Origin of the sequence: Neorhizobium alkalisoli (genome assembly GCF_007829835.1) — a bacterium.
Taxonomy (GTDB): Bacteria; Pseudomonadota; Alphaproteobacteria; order Rhizobiales; family Rhizobiaceae; genus Neorhizobium.
The window spans coordinates 46,963-61,000 of the sequence record NZ_VIWP01000019.1; the positions used below are offsets into that span (position 1 = coordinate 46,963).

The following is a 14,038-nucleotide window of genomic DNA, read 5'->3' on the forward strand; positions in this document are numbered from 1 at the left end:
ATGCCGGCTCAATGAGCCGGCCAGGGGAAGAATTCGTGCACGATCTCCAGATCGTCTTTGTCATCGAGTTCGTCGGACGGAAGGACGCCGAATTCGCCTCCGGATTTGAAGAGGGTGACCGGAACCATCAGATCGTTGCAGAGGTGGAAGGCATGGGACTGGGCGAGGGAAAGATCGTGCGACATAGGCGAGGCTTCATTCGGGAGCGGGCCAATTCCCGCTCGATGGCTCATCGAAAGGCCCAGGTACGGGCGCGATCACCGTGAGGGTCCAGCCCGAGCGGCCGCAGCTTGCTAGCGGCCCCCTTGCGGGTTGATTGTGGAAGATCCGGACTTGGGCCAGGGCGCCATCGCATGAGAGCGGGATTGGCGTGCTTCCGAATGGTGTCGGTCAGCCGCAGCCGAACTTAGATCGAAACCGGCCCTTCGGCCGCCCCCATGGCAGGGATTCGGCATAGTCCCGAATGGTCTTCACAGTGGTGGAAATGCTGAGATCAGCAGACGTCTCGCCGGGCCTGACGTCTATTGAACGGAGGCGGGTTGAAAATGCCGCAGGGACCCTGGCGCATCACCAGAGATCCCCTTTGTATGCGTGACGGCAAATTCGATCACGCCAGCCAGCGCGTCACCTTGGACCGGTTTGGACAGTATGCCGGGCGTACCCTCGACGCCATCAACGACCATCTCCGGATTGGCCGTCAGGAAAAGAGCGGGACATCCGCGCGAGGCCAGAAGGCGACCGATTTCTGGCCTGGTCGCTCCATCAAGCAAATTGACGTCCACAAGACCGATATCTACGGGGACCTCGATGCTTTCGGCTTCCTCACAGCTTGCTGCAACGCCGACCACGTCATGTGCGAGAGAGGTAGCGGCGTCCTCTAACGACATGGATAGAAGCAACTGATCGTCTACTATCATGATCCGACTACCCATTGATGCTTCCCTGCAATTTCCCCGGGAAAACGGCGCCTCGGACAGAATAATCCATTCGGATCAACCGGCGCCGCGCCGGGATCTTGAGGAAAACGGTGAAGAGCATCGGAGAAACCAGCATAGCGACGGCCACTCGGCCGGGGTTTCGGGAATTCTCGACACGCAGCCGGCGGAGAGAGCGCAGCCGCAGGAGGCTTAGCATAGCGCCGCTCAGCGGAAGCCGGGACCGACTGCGTCCGACGGAGGCGTCCCGTTTCAGGTTACCGCCTGATCGTCGGAAACATCTTCCATCAAGCCGCGGAAGACCTCCATCATTGCGTTGGTAATGGCCTGGCCGAGCGCATTTCCCGCCGCACACACATCATCCTAAGTGCCATCGCGGGCCGCTCGGGTAAGTTCGAAACCCTAATCGGCCACAATCGGCTTGGCCACCTCGATGGCCCAATGCCCGAAGTCACCACGGTCACGCGAGTGCCGATGTGGAGAGCGGAAGTACGAGGCGAGCTTTAACAAAATATGTTCAAGATAGGTCGGCGGTCTTTTGACCGCCGCTGCTTGGATCGATAACTACACACGGTGGTTCTGAGCGATAGATAGGCTTGTAATAGCTCATTCCTGGCAATAATCATGAGCTATAGAAAGGCTGGCTATAGCTCATGAAATGGAACTGGCAGAATGTCGATTGGCCAAATTTCAGGTATGACGCGGCAAGCGTGATACCGTTGGAGCAGAAATTCCTGCAATCCGCCGGCGAGGTCATTGGTGCCGTTCGGCATTTCAACGAGGATGACAGCAACCAACTTCGCATTGAGTTGCTAAGCGACGAAGCGGTTAAGACCTCAGAGATCGAGGGGGAATTTCTGGACCGCGTAAGTGTCCAGTCATCACTCCGCCGGCAGTTCGGGCTCAGCACTGACGATGGGCAGATCCGCCACCAGGAGCGCGGGATCGCGGAGATGATGGCGGATGCCTATCGAAGCTGGCATGCGCCCCTGGATCCTGAAGGATTGTTCCATTGGCATTCAATGCTGATGGCCGGAAATCGATACATTGAGACGATCGGTGATTATCGCAAGCATGAAGACGCCATGCAGATCGTGTCAGGTCGCTTGGATAAGCCTATAGTCCATTTCGAGGCTCCCCCATCTTGCCAGGTTAAAGCTGAGATGGAGACCTTCATCACATGGTTCAATCAATCCGGGCCTGATGGCCAAACGTCGCTTCCAGCTCTAACGCGCGCGGCAGTCGGTCATCTTTATTTTGAAAGCATTCATCCATTTGAGGATGGTAACGGGCGAATTGGGCGTGCGCTCGCCGAGAAGTCCCTGGCGCAAAACATAGGGCAACCAAGCCTCATTTCACTCGCCTTCATGATCGAGAAGAACCGGAAGGCCTACTATTCCGAGCTTGAGCGCCACCAGCGCACGCTTGATATCACCGACTGGATCTTTTTCTTTTCAGAGACAATCCTGGAAGCTCAACGAGCAACGCTTGAGCGCGTGGATTTCTTCATTCAGAAAGCGAAATTCTACGACCGGTTTCGAGACCGGATGAACGAGCGGCAGGAAAAGGTGGTCGCCCGCATCTTCAAGGAAGGCACAGCTGGCTTCAAGGGCGGCCTCAGTGCAGAAAACTACATCTCGATCACACACACATCCCGCGCGACAGCGACACGCGACCTTCAGCAGCTCGTGGAGATCGGTGCACTCACGCGTACTGGTGAACGACGGCATACCCGCTACTCGCTGTCATTGTATAGATAAATTGATGCCTTTCTGATGAACTTCATCAAAGTCAATATTTAGGTAAACGTCTGTTCAGATCCTTTCAAGACCTTAAGCTTATCATCTAGACGCGCAGCAGCCCTATCGCATCCAGCGCCAGTCGCGCACGCCTGGTAGGTCCTCGCCATGTTCGCGAACATAGGCGGCATGCTCGTCCAGCTTCGATCGTAACCGCTCGATGAGGTCGGGCTCCTGTTCGGCCAGTCCCTTGACGCGGGCAATCGCTTCCAGCGCCAAATGATAGCGGTCGAGTTCGTTGATCACCGTCATGTCGAAAGGAGTGGTCGTCGTGCCCTCCTCGATGAAGCCGCGGACATGGATGTTGTCGTGGTTGCTGCGGCGGTAGGTCAACCTGTGAATGAGATAGGGATAGCCGTGATACGCGAAGATCACGGGCTTGTCGGGCGTGAAGATGCGATCGAACTCGGCATCGTCCAACCCATGCGGATGCTGGTCGGGGTCCTGCAGTGCCAAGAGATCAACGATGTTGACGGTTCTGATCTTGAGGCTCGGGATCGCCTCATGCAGGATCATGACGGCCGCCAGTGTCTCCATGGTCGGCACGTCGCCGGCGCAGGCCATCACGAGGTCAGGCGCGATCGTGTCATCCTCGAAACTTGCCCAGTCCCAGATGCCAATGCCGGCCTCGCAATGGGCGACCGCTTCCTCGATCGACAAATATTGCGATTCCGGCTGCTTGCCGGCGACGATGACGTTGATGCGATCATAGGTCTTCAGGCAATGATCGCCGACCCATAGCAAGCTATTGGCATCGGGCGGCAGGTAGATGCGGACGATATCGGCCTTCTTGTTGGCGACGAGATCGACGAAGCCCGGATCCTGATGCGAAAAGCCGTTATGGTCCTGCCGCCACACATGCGAGGTCAGGAGGTAGTTGAGCGAGGAAATCGACTGGCGCCATTCTAGCTCCCGGCTCACCTTCAGCCATTTGGCATGCTGATTGAACATCGAATCGACGATATGGATAAAGGCCTCGTAGCAGGAGAGCAGTCCGTGCCGGCCGGTCAGCAAATAGCCTTCCAGCCAGCCCTGGCAGAGATGCTCCGACAGGACCTCCATCACCCGGCCATCATGGGCGAGATGGACGTCGTAGGCCTCGATGCCCTGCATCCAGACGCGATCGGTCTGTTCGAAGACCGCGCCCAGCCGGTTGGAGTCGGTCTCGTCTGGTCCGAAGATCCGGAAGTTGCTTGCCTCGGCGTTCAGCTTGACGACCTCGGCAAGATAGTTTCCGAGCACGCTGGTAGAGCCGATCTGCTGCGAACCGCGCTCGCCGATCTCGACGGCGAAATCGGCGATAGGCGGAACGACGAGTTCTTGGCGCAGTCGACCGCCATTGGCGAAAGGCGTTGCACCCATCCGCCTGTCGCCGGCAGGCGCCAGCGCGCGAAGCTCCTGCTTCAGCCGGCCATCCGCGTCGAAGAGATCATCCGGATCGTAGCTTCGCATCCAGTCCTCGAGGATGCCGCGATGGCCTTCGTCGGTGCGGCAGTTGGAGACCGGCACCTGATGCGCGCGCCAGAAGCCCTCAACCTTCTTGCCATCCACTTCCTTCGGCCCGGTCCAGCCCTTGGGGCTGCGCAGCACAATCATTGGCCAGCGCGGGACGCCGGAAGGAACAGAGCGGCCGCGGGCCGCGGCCTGGATAGCAGAAATTTTGTCGAAGGCCTCATCGAGGATTGCCGCCATCTGCGGGTGCATGAGATGCGGGTCGCTGCCTTCGATGAAGATCGGCTCATAGCCGTAACCGGAAAACAGATGGCGCAGATCGTTGTCGGAGCTTCGGGCAAGCAAGGTCGGGTTGGCGATCTTGTAGCCATTCAGATGCAGTATCGGCAGTACCGCGCCGTCGCGCGCCGGATTGAGGAACTTGATCGAATGCCAGGAGGTGGCAAGCGCTCCGGTTTCTGCCTCGCCGTCGCCGACGACGCAGGCTGCGACCAGCCCCGGATTGTCGAAGATGGCGCCGAAGGCATGCACCAGCGAATAGCCAAGCTCGCCACCCTCATTGATCGACCCGGGCGTTTCCGGCGCGGCGTGACTTGGAATGCCGCCGGGAAATGAGAACTGCTTGAAAAGTCGTCGCATCCCGTCCGCGTTTTCCGGCACGTCCGGGTAGATCTCGCTGTAAGTGCCTTCCAAGTAAGTATTGGCGACCATGCCCGGACCACCGTGGCCTGGACCGCAGATGTAGACCACATCGACATCGCGCGCCTTGATGATGCGGTTCAGATGGGCGTAGATGAAATTCAGGCCTGGCGTCGTGCCCCAATGGCCAAGCAGGCGCGGTTTGATGTGCTCCGGCCTCAGCGGCTTGCGCAGCAGCGGATTGTCCATGAGATAAATCTGTCCGACCGACAGGTAGTTCGCCGCGCGCCAGTAACGGTCGATCAGCGAAAGCTCTTCTTCGGAAATCCGGCTGCGTGTAGCGTCCATGATGGCCTCCTGATGTGTGGGCGTGTCAGGCGAGGATCGCCATGGCCTCGTCGGCGAGCACCTGTTCTTCGTCGGTCGGAACGACCAAGAGCTTGATCCGGCTCGATGGCGTGCTGATGACGGTTTCGTTTCGCTCGTTCAGTGTCGCCTCCAGTTCAGCGCCGAGCCAGGCGAGGCGACCCGCGACGCGTGCGCGAATTTGCGGCTGGTTTTCCCCGACGCCGCCGGTGAAGACGAATGCTTCCAAGCCGCCGAGCGTCGCCGCCAGCCGGCCCGTCTCACCGGCGATACGCAGGCAGAAGAGATCGACCGCCTCGGCCGCTTCCGGGGCCTGGCTTTCCAGCAGGTCGCGCGTATCGCCGCTGATGCCCGAGACGCCGAGCAGGCCGCAATCGTGATACAGGAAACGCTCCAGCCGGTCTGGGTCGGCCATGCCGTTGCGCATCAGGTGGATCAAGGCGCCCGGATCAATCCAGCCCGGGCGGGCCGCCATCGGGATACCGTCGAGCGCCGAAAAGCCCATGCTGGTGTCGATGCTCTTGCCCGCGCTCATGGCGCAGAGGCTGGCGCCGCTGCCGAGATGCGCAGCGACCACTTTGCCGCCGGCGACGTCCGGCGCGATCTTGCGCAGCTTGCCGGCAATGAACGTATAGGATAGGCCGTGAAACCCGTATCGGCGAATACCTTCATTATGCAGGTGCCGGGGGATTGCGAGGCGCCGCACGAGGTCGGCTTGTGTCGTGTGGAATGCCGTATCGAAGGACGCCGTCTGCGCAAGCTGCGGGCGCAGCTCGGACAGCGCATGGATCGCCTTCAAGGCTTGCGGCTGATGCAGCGGCGCGAGCGGGACCAATCCTTCAATCCGCTCTATCGTGCCTGCATCGAGCAGCACGGGCGCTTGAAACTCCAAGCCACCATGCACGACGCGATGGGCGGCCGCCACCAGATCGCCGGAGAGGTGGGACGTCAGATAATCCAGCGTTTGCGCGATCAAGCTGGGAAATTCGGTCTCATGATTGGCTTGAATATCGGCTTCGTGTTGTTGATCTCCGATCGTCAAGCGGAGTCCATGAGATCCGTTTCCAAAGTCGATCTTGCCGCAACCCAGGGCGCGAGCCTGCCCGTCTCGGCGGAAAAACAGGCCGAGCTTGAGCGACGAGGAGCCGGCGTTGAATGTCAGCAGGATGGCTTCGGACATGGCTGGCCCCGGTTTTCGCGTGCAACGGGAGTTAGAGGAGGAGCAGAGCTTTGCAAGAATACCTCGGTCTGGCAATGACAGTTACGCCGATGCGTCTCCTTCTTACCGTTGGATACAATTTATACGCGTAATATAACGCGGAATTGACATGCTTTGACAGGAACAAAACCTGTGGTGGAGCATTCTGTCCGCGAAACGGGGGATATGCGTCTGAATGACAGGGCACCATCTGACAGGCGTGCCATGGTGGGAACGGCCTCACGGGCAAAATCTAGCGGTTATTAGCAGGCCGCTTACCAGTACGCGCATTCTGTTTTCTTTGCCCCTTTCTTTACTGCTGACGGCCTGTTCAGGCACACAGTCCGCGCTTGATCCGGCGGGGCGCGAGGCAGCAGATGTGGCGACGCTGTTCTTCATTATGCTCATCGGCGCGGCGTTGATCTGGGCGGGTGTCGTCGGCCTCCTGTTTTACGCGGCGCGAAAAAGGCGGACGTATTCCGAACAGGTCGCTGGAAAAGTCATTCTCTGGGGTGGCGCGCTGTTTCCGGCCGTCGTGCTGGCGGCGCTTCTGTCCTATGCCGTTTGGCTGATGCCGAATGTGCGACCCTGGTTCGGCACGGATGATCCGGGCCTGCGCCGTATCGAGGTAACGGGCGAGCAGTTCTGGTGGCGGGTGCGCTATCTCGATCAGGATGGCGCGGCGCTGTTCGAAACCGCCAACGAGATCCGGCTTCCCGTCGGCGAGCGTGTGACCTTCTCGCTGACGACGGCCGATGTCATCCATTCTTTCTGGATCCCGGTTTTGGGCGGCAAGATGGATATGATCCCCGGCCGCACCAACCGCCTGTCGCTGCTGGCGGAAAAGCCCGGCACCTATCGCGGCGTCTGCGCCGAATTCTGCGGTACGTCGCATACGATGATGGCGTTCACCGTCGAGGCGATGGATCCGCCGGCCTATGACGCGTGGCTGGCGACGCGACAGTCGACCGGCGGACAGGATGCGGAAGGCCATGCGCTGTTCATGAAAAACGGCTGTTCCGCCTGTCACACGATTGCGGGCACCGATGCGCATGGCGTTATCGGTCCTGATCTTACGGCTTTCGGCACGCGTGGATCGGTGGGGGCAGGCTCACTTGGCAATACTGCCGACAACATCGCCCGCTTCATCCGCGAGCCGGCCAAGGTCAAGCCGGGTGCGCTGATGCCCCATTATGCCATGCTCCCGGTTGCAGAGACCGACCGCATCGCGGGCTATCTGAAGGGGCTACAATGACGGTGGAACTCCCGGAATTCTCGGCGGAAGAACGCGCGGCGCAGGAAGAGCGGCTCCGCAAGGTCTGGGCAACGCCCGGTGGATGGCGCTACTGGACATCGGTCAACAACAGCGAAATCGGACTCTGGTACGGCGTCACGGCTTTTACCTTCATGCTGTTCGCCGGCCTGCTCGGGCTCTTGATGCGCGCCCAGCTGGCCACGCCCAACAATGACCTGATTTCGCCCGAACTCTATAATCAGGCCTTCACTCTGCATGGCACGGTGATGATGTTCCTGTTTGCCGTACCGATCTTCGAGGCGGTGGCGATCTTTTTGCTGCCGTCGATGCTCGGAGCGCGCGAACTACCGTTCCCAAGGCTTTCCGCCTTCGGCTTCTGGAGTTTTCTGCTGGGCGGCGTCTTCGTCTGCGGATCGATCTTCTTCAACGCGGCGCCGAATGCCGGCTGGTTCATGTATCCGCCGCTTGCCACCGACAAGGACTATTCCGGCATCGGGGCGGATATCTGGCTGCTCGGCCTTTCTTTCATCGAGGTCGCGTCAATCGCAGCCGCCGTGGAGATCATCGTCGGGATCATGAAATGCCGAGCCCCCGGCATGCGCATCAACATGATGCCGATGTTCGCGTGGTATCTGCTGATCGTTGCCGGCATGATCCTGTTTGCCTTCCCGCCGCTGATCGCCGGCGACATCCTGTTCGAGATGGAGCGGATGTTCGGCTGGCCGTTCTTCGATGCTTCGAAGGGCGGGGATCCTCTGCTCTGGCAGCATCTGTTCTGGATCTTCGGCCACCCGGAAGTCTACATCATCTTCCTGCCGGCGATTGCACTGATGGCGATGATCGTCCCGACATTTTCGCAGCGGCCGATCGTCGGTTATTCGTGGATCGTGCTGGCGGCGGTCGGTACCGGGTTTCTCAGCTTCGGACTGTGGGTGCACCATATGTTCACGACCGGGTTGCCGCAGATCTCGCTTGCCTTCTTCTCGGCTGCCTCCGAAGCGGTGGCGATCCCGACCGGGGTCCAGATCTTTGTCTTCATCGCCACCATGCTGGCGGGACGGGTAATCTTTTCCGTGCCAATGCTGTTCGGGGCAGGCGGGCTTGCGATCTTCACTATTGGCGGTCTCACCGGCGTCATGGTAGCGCTCGTGCCCTTTGACTGGCAGGCGCATGACACTTATTTCGTCGTCGCGCACCTGCATTACGTGCTGATCGGCGGCATGTTCTTCCCGATCGTTGCCGGTATCTATTATTATTTCCCCTTCGTGACCGGTAAGAGGCTGTCGGATGCCTGGGGCAAGATTGCCTTCTGGCTGATGTTCGTCGGGTTCAATACCGCCTTTTTCCCGATGCACTTCGCCGGGCTTCGCGGCATGCCGCGACGCGTCTATACCTATCCGGAGGATTTTGGCTGGGACTGGTTTAACCTCGTCTCGACCGTCGGCGCCTTCATTTTTGCGGCCGGCGTCGCCACCTTCGTCGTCGACATCTTTTGGCCCAAGCCGAAGCGATTGGAGCGCAATCTCAATCCATGGAATTCCGGCACGCTCGAATGGACCAACGATCCGTCGGAGGATTGGGGTATGCGTTCGGTCCCGATCATCACAAGCCGCTATCCACTATGGGAGCAGAAGAACCTGCAGGCGGATATCGAGGCGGGGCGCTACTATCTGCCGGATGCGAAATCCGGCAGGCGCGAGACGCTGGTGACATCGGTGCTCGACGCGGAACCGATCCAGTGCCTGCGGGTCGGTGGCGTGTCCTATGTCACGATCATCGCTGCGATGGCGCTTGGCGGCGTATTCATCGCGCTCACCTTCCACTGGTGGATTGCGACGCTCGTCTGCGCCGTCATGACTCTTGCCGCCGTCATCTACTGGCTGTGGACGGGCACGGCGCAGATCCCGGAACACCGAGAAGAGGATGTCGGGCTCGGATTGAAGCTCCCGATATACGTTTCCGGCCCGGCATCCGTCGGCTGGTGGGCAATGTTCATCACCATGGTCGGCGATGGCACCGCCTTTGCCAGTCTGATGTTCGGCTATTTCTTCTACTGGACAATTCACAGCGATTTCGTCACTGCGGCCGGGCCGGGGCTTTTCTGGCCGATGGTGGCAATGGGGCTCTATCTCTTTGCGTGGGCGCTGACGATCGCGGCCCGCGCACTCAACGAGAAAGGCCCGACCGGCTGCCGTATCGCGCTCGTCGCCGCAATTCTCGTCACCCTCGCCGCATCATGCGCGGGTCTTGCGGGACCTTATGTCTATGGCCTGGATCCAACGCAGCATGTCTATCCGGCGATCGTCTGGATCGCGGCGATCTGGACCGTGGTGCATGGAGCCGTCGGTGCCATCATGCAACTCTATTGCCTCGCCCGCAGCCTCACCGGACGGATGACGGGCGAATATGATCAGGATATCCGCAACGTCACGCTCTACTGGCACTTTATGGCCTTTACCGCCATCGTCACCTTCGCCGTGATCGGCCTGTTCCCGATGGTGGCGTCATGAAGAGCTTCATCCCGCGGGAAATCGAAACCCTGTGGACGCTGTTTACCGCGCCGGTTGTCTGGGCGCTGCATTTCGTCATCTGCTACGCGGCGGTTGCTATTTTCTGCGCCAAGCGGCTGCCGGCTTCTTTCGATTTCGACACAATGCGCATCGCGCTGTTCGTGGTGACGCTGGCCGCTCTGGCGATGATCGTGTTGGCGGCCTGGCTTGCCTGGCGGCAGTGGGGGTTCGGAGCGGACGATCCGCCACATGACGAGCCGACCAAGGATTCCAGAGCGCTGTTTCAGGGCTTCGCGACCCTGCTTCTTTCAGGCCTGAGCTTCATGGCCGTGGTTTATGCGGCGATCCCGTTGATCTTCATTGCCGAGTGTCAGCCATGAACCGACCCTTTCCGATACTCGGCGTGATGATGCTTGCCGTTCTCTGGTTTGGCATCCTGCTATTTGCCGATCGCGGATCCTTCTCCGTACACATGGTCGTGCATATGGGGGTTGTTGCAGGCGCCGCGCCGCTGATCGCGCTCGGCCTGTCGGGAACGCAGCTGGATTTTACAGCCGGCCGATTCTGGCTGACGCCATTGCTCGCCTCCATCACTGAGCTATTTGCCGTCTGGGGATGGCACATACCCGCCATGCGGACAGTGTCGGAAAACATGCTTGTTTTTGCCATTGCGGAACAACTGATGTTTCTGGCAGCGGGGCTCACCCTATGGCTGTCCTGCTTCGGCGGCGCGGCATCCGGACGAGAGGGGAGACGGCTGGCCGGGGTGTTCGGGCTGCTGTTCACCTCTATGCACATGACGTTGCTCGGCGCGCTTCTGGCGCTGTCGCCGCGTCCGCTCTACGGCGAGGCCGAGGTAAGCTGTTTCGGCATTCCCATCTCCGCCGCCGCCGACCAGCAGACCGGCGGCGTGGTCATGCTCCTGATCGGGGCCGTGGTCTATCTCGCCGGCGGCGTCGCACTACTTGCCGGTACGCTGAATGCGCCCGTTGGCCACCGGATCAGGGAGGAAAGTCGATGACGATCCGCTGGAAGTACCTCATCATCGCAGCGATCCTGCTTCCCATTATCGGCTTCGCTTTCGCATGGTCGGGTTTGATGAGCGTGAAGGCCTCGACCGGGCACTGGGCCGTCACCGATTGGGTCCTGCACTGGATGATGCGCAATTCGATTGCCACAGCCTCTTTGTCCCGGACCCCGCCGCCGCTCGACGATCCTAACCTCGTTGCAGGTGCGGCCGGTCATTTCGAAACTGGTTGCGCTATTTGTCATGGCTCGCCGGCTCAGCTGCGCCCGCCTTCGGTCATGGCGATGCTGCCGCCGCCACCGGATCTGAAAGAGGTCGTGCCAGAATGGTCCGACGCGCAGCTCTTCGAGATCGTGAAGTATGGCGTGCGTTTCACCGGAATGCCGGCCTGGCCGGTTCAAACGCGTGATGACGAGGTCTGGTCCATGGTGGCATTTCTACGCAAGCTGCCGGATATGAACGCGCAAGCGTACGTGAAGGCATCCGGCCTGCATGGACTTGGCACTGCGGGGGAAGTCTCCCCGCTACCGATTACCTGCGAAAGTTGCCATGCCGAAAGTAGGCTGAACGACGAGAGCTTCATTCCGCGCCTCGTCGGTCAGTCGGAAGCTTATCTGCTGCAAGCTTTAAAGGATTATCACGCTGGCAGACGGCCGAGTGGCTTCATGCAGCTCGCCGTGGCGACGTTGCCGCAAGACGTTCTGCCGGATCTGGTGCATTACTACGCTACGCAACAGGCGTTACCGCGTACCGTCACGGCCTTTGATCCGCAGCTCTTTGAAGCAGGCGCGCGCCTTGCCCAGAGGGGCCGTTCGGCCGACAAGATCCCGGCGTGCCTCAGTTGTCATGATCGAACTCAAGCAAACCCTGCCTATCCGAAACTCTCTGGCCAGAACGGCGCCTATCTTCGGCGCCAGCTTGAGCTTTTCCGGCAGGGCTTGCGGGGCGGTGGGACGGCCCAGCACTTGATGACATCGGCGGCGAAAAACCTCAACGATGCTGATATCGCCGCCCTGTCGGCGTTCTTTGGCCATCGACGTTAAGATTATTGTGCCGCAGAGGGCTGGCTTGTTGCCATCGAGGCATCATAGTCCGATCGGTAAACAGCCAGCGTAGAGCGATCCTTGTAGGTCTCGTGGAGTTCGCAGCCTGCATCTTAGTCAGACGGATAAAAAACAACGACAGCGGTGCGACATCCTAGGTTCTATCATTTGTTTCGGTTTCTGGGATCAGACGCGCGCCGGACAAGCTAAGCGGGATAATCACCTAAAAGAGGCAGGCATGGTATTCAATGCCTTGCTGATCACAGGCCTCAGGCTCTCATTGGCGGACGCATCGGGATAGGCGGTGGAACCGCAGGCCTGCAGGGAGGCTGGCAATCTCAAAGTCGTCCGAACCGTGCCCAGAAGATATCGGGGAGCGGTAAAACGAATGGTTGTTATTTTTGAAGAGATCGAGATGGGTCCGCGGGATTAGGCATTCGTCTGCCAAGCCTCGTGGACCTCATAAAGTAGCAGGCTGCGTCAAGGCGAGGGTCTTCGCGGTCGAGACCGGAAGGATCGTTTTGACTTGCTACGGGCCGAAAACGCGCCCGCCCGGATTCTTGGACGCGACTGACGAATTGAGAGGCTTTCCAGCGGCATCGCAGCCGCCGCAGCGCAGTTCCACGAATTTCACACGTTCGGTTGCGTAGCGATGTCATGCGGCCCAGTTGGCAAAAGCGGAGCTGGCGACTGGTTCAATTGCGAGGTCCGAAATGCCGGCCGAAACGCAGCAGAAGAACGGCTAGGGTGGCTTCGGCTGCCGGTTGCGGATAGCGACCCTCGGCCATCCTGGGGTATGGCGGCTCTATGCCGTCACACCCATGCGAGGGACGTATTAGCGTGCCGTGTTCAATCCTCAGCAGCGGTCCACATATCTGTTTCCATACCGGTCGCGATAATAGCAACGGCCCGGTTGACCCGCCACGTTTCCGATCAGGGCGCCTGATACACCTCCAATTGCCGCACCCACGGCCGCACCACGGACATTGCCGGTCGCGACGCCGCCAATCACCGCGCCACTGGCGGCGCCGATTCCTGCACCACGTTCGGTCGATGAGCATGCGGTCAGCGACAATGCCGCGAGCAACGGAAAGATGATTTTGTACATAGAAGTTTTCTCCTTTTCAAAAGCGAAACGGACTGAACGCGGATCCGTTCCAGCGTCATCGGAAGCACGCTTACACACCCAGTGAAAAAATCGAAGCTTGATTGTCAAAGGACGTGGATATAGACAGCGCGTCCTCATTGGCGCGTGAGCAATTTGTGCCGAGGAAGGCGCGATGGAATGTAGCTCAGTTGGTAGAGCAGGCGACTGTTAATCGCCCGGTCGCAGGTTCGAGCCCTGCCATTCCAGCCACCGCTCAGTCGATTTCTCCCCCGCGTCGGACGGCTCTCGGGGAAGAGTTTGCACGAACTTTATCTCATATGGAAGTTTCGGCAATTCACCCTTTTCGAAGAGCGGAAAATATCGTTCCGCGAATACGATTTCCAATATTTGCATTTTAAATCAATACTTTACGAGTTATTTCTCGGCATTCGCGCTTTTCCCCATTGACGCTACCGCGACCTCGCCCTTATAAGCCGCCCCACTGAAGCGGAGCAGCGGCCGGCGGGCCGATTGTCGCTTCGGAAACATCCAATAATCAGAAAAAGCTGATTGGGGCCGGGTTACGGTTTGGCTCTGGGTGATTTGACGTTTGGTCTTTTTGTAGAGACTGGGTGTCTGTTATTTGACAATTGAAGATGAGAAGAAAGAGAAACGTGGTCGGCGGTTTTCCGCGGGTCAGGGCTTTAAGTCTTGGTCTGTTTAGAAG

At 59.4% G+C, this 14,038-nt stretch carries 11 protein-coding genes, 1 tRNA gene and 1 pseudogene; 7 read left to right on the plus strand and 6 right to left on the minus strand.

Annotation, left to right across the window (positions count from 1 at the left end; genetic code table 11):
* Positions 1-8 precede the first annotated feature (8 nt).
* The 3 genes and pseudogenes from FHW37_RS33870 to FHW37_RS34370 all read right to left on the minus strand — a co-directional run bounded on the left by FHW37_RS33870 (position 9) and on the right by FHW37_RS34370 (position 1,445).
* Entirely contained in the window at positions 9-185 is a 177-nt protein-coding gene (locus tag FHW37_RS33870) for a hypothetical protein (protein ID WP_186458513.1), read from the minus strand.
* A 336-nt stretch (positions 186-521) separates the two neighbouring features.
* The gene (locus FHW37_RS32135) at positions 522-932 is read right to left on the minus strand and encodes a response regulator (RefSeq protein WP_210249360.1); all 411 of its coding nucleotides are present in this window, start codon (positions 930-932) and stop codon (positions 522-524) included.
* A 255-nt stretch (positions 933-1,187) separates the two neighbouring features.
* Positions 1,188-1,445: pseudogene (locus FHW37_RS34370) on the minus strand (hypothetical protein).
* A gap of 143 nt (positions 1,446-1,588) precedes the next feature.
* On the opposite strand from FHW37_RS34370, the gene FHW37_RS32145 reads away from it, so the two are divergent.
* Positions 1,589-2,695, plus strand: a complete 1,107-nt coding sequence (locus FHW37_RS32145; RefSeq protein WP_145643636.1) for a Fic family protein — start codon at positions 1,589-1,591, stop codon at positions 2,693-2,695.
* 102 nt (positions 2,696-2,797) lie between these two features.
* On the opposite strand, the gene FHW37_RS32150 is transcribed toward FHW37_RS32145, so the two are convergent.
* Together FHW37_RS32150 and FHW37_RS32155 are read right to left on the minus strand one after the other, a co-directional pair.
* Positions 2,798-5,173: a phosphoketolase family protein gene (locus FHW37_RS32150; protein ID WP_145643637.1), complete on the minus strand. Its 2,376-nt coding sequence runs from the start codon at positions 5,171-5,173 to the stop codon at positions 2,798-2,800.
* 25 nt (positions 5,174-5,198) lie between these two features.
* Positions 5,199-6,371, minus strand: coding sequence for an acetate/propionate family kinase (locus FHW37_RS32155; protein ID WP_145643638.1), 1,173 nt, complete (start codon positions 6,369-6,371; stop codon positions 5,199-5,201).
* A 397-nt stretch (positions 6,372-6,768) separates the two neighbouring features.
* On the opposite strand from FHW37_RS32155, the gene coxB reads away from it, so the two are divergent.
* Genes coxB through FHW37_RS32180 form a run of 5 tightly spaced genes read left to right on the plus strand, consistent with a single transcriptional unit; the run spans position 6,769 to position 12,224 of the window.
* Positions 6,769-7,644 (plus strand): cytochrome c oxidase subunit II, encoded by an 876-nt coding sequence (gene coxB, locus FHW37_RS32160; protein WP_281407296.1) that lies wholly within the window; start codon positions 6,769-6,771, stop codon positions 7,642-7,644.
* The gene (gene ctaD, locus FHW37_RS32165; RefSeq protein ID WP_145643640.1) at positions 7,641-10,154 is read left to right on the plus strand and encodes a cytochrome c oxidase subunit I; all 2,514 of its coding nucleotides are present in this window, start codon (positions 7,641-7,643) and stop codon (positions 10,152-10,154) included. The genes coxB and ctaD overlap by 4 nt, the downstream gene beginning before the upstream one ends.
* Positions 10,151-10,534: a hypothetical protein gene (locus FHW37_RS32170; RefSeq protein ID WP_145643641.1), complete on the plus strand. Its 384-nt coding sequence runs from the start codon at positions 10,151-10,153 to the stop codon at positions 10,532-10,534. The genes ctaD and FHW37_RS32170 overlap by 4 nt, the downstream gene beginning before the upstream one ends.
* Positions 10,535-10,560: 26 nt before the next feature.
* Positions 10,561-11,175: a cytochrome c oxidase assembly protein gene (locus FHW37_RS32175; protein ID WP_246691044.1), complete on the plus strand. Its 615-nt coding sequence runs from the start codon at positions 10,561-10,563 to the stop codon at positions 11,173-11,175.
* Positions 11,172-12,224 carry a c-type cytochrome gene (locus tag FHW37_RS32180; RefSeq protein ID WP_145643643.1) on the plus strand — a complete coding sequence of 351 codons (1,053 nt, stop codon included), beginning with the start codon at positions 11,172-11,174 and terminating at the stop codon, positions 12,222-12,224. Before FHW37_RS32175 ends, FHW37_RS32180 begins: the two co-directional genes overlap by 4 nt.
* Before the next feature lie 856 nt (positions 12,225-13,080).
* On the opposite strand, the gene FHW37_RS32185 is transcribed toward FHW37_RS32180, so the two are convergent.
* Positions 13,081-13,332 carry a glycine zipper family protein gene (locus FHW37_RS32185; RefSeq protein ID WP_145643644.1) on the minus strand — a complete coding sequence of 84 codons (252 nt, stop codon included), beginning with the start codon at positions 13,330-13,332 and terminating at the stop codon, positions 13,081-13,083.
* A gap of 173 nt (positions 13,333-13,505) precedes the next feature.
* Between FHW37_RS32185 and FHW37_RS32190 the strand changes: the two genes are divergently transcribed.
* A tRNA-Asn gene (locus tag FHW37_RS32190) sits at positions 13,506-13,581 on the plus strand.
* Positions 13,582-14,038 lie beyond the last annotated feature (457 nt).

What these genes read in the sequence shown, in the direction of transcription:
- FHW37_RS33870 (WP_186458513.1), bottom strand. Translation starts at nt 185, where the DNA reads ATGTCGCACGATCTTTCCCTCGCCCAGTCCCATGCCTTCCACCTCTGC.
- FHW37_RS32135 (WP_210249360.1), bottom strand. Translation starts at nt 932, where the DNA reads ATGGGTAGTCGGATCATGATAGTAGACGATCAGTTGCTTCTATCCATG.
- FHW37_RS32145 (WP_145643636.1), top strand. Translation starts at nt 1,589, where the DNA reads ATGAAATGGAACTGGCAGAATGTCGATTGGCCAAATTTCAGGTATGAC.
- FHW37_RS32150 (WP_145643637.1), bottom strand. Translation starts at nt 5,173, where the DNA reads ATGGACGCTACACGCAGCCGGATTTCCGAAGAAGAGCTTTCGCTGATC.
- FHW37_RS32155 (WP_145643638.1), bottom strand. Translation starts at nt 6,371, where the DNA reads ATGTCCGAAGCCATCCTGCTGACATTCAACGCCGGCTCCTCGTCGCTC.
- ctaD (WP_145643640.1), top strand. Translation starts at nt 7,641, where the DNA reads ATGACGGTGGAACTCCCGGAATTCTCGGCGGAAGAACGCGCGGCGCAG.
- FHW37_RS32170 (WP_145643641.1), top strand. Translation starts at nt 10,151, where the DNA reads ATGAAGAGCTTCATCCCGCGGGAAATCGAAACCCTGTGGACGCTGTTT.
- FHW37_RS32175 (WP_246691044.1), top strand. Translation starts at nt 10,561, where the DNA reads ATGATGCTTGCCGTTCTCTGGTTTGGCATCCTGCTATTTGCCGATCGC.
- FHW37_RS32180 (WP_145643643.1), top strand. Translation starts at nt 11,172, where the DNA reads ATGACGATCCGCTGGAAGTACCTCATCATCGCAGCGATCCTGCTTCCC.
- FHW37_RS32185 (WP_145643644.1), bottom strand. Translation starts at nt 13,332, where the DNA reads ATGTACAAAATCATCTTTCCGTTGCTCGCGGCATTGTCGCTGACCGCA.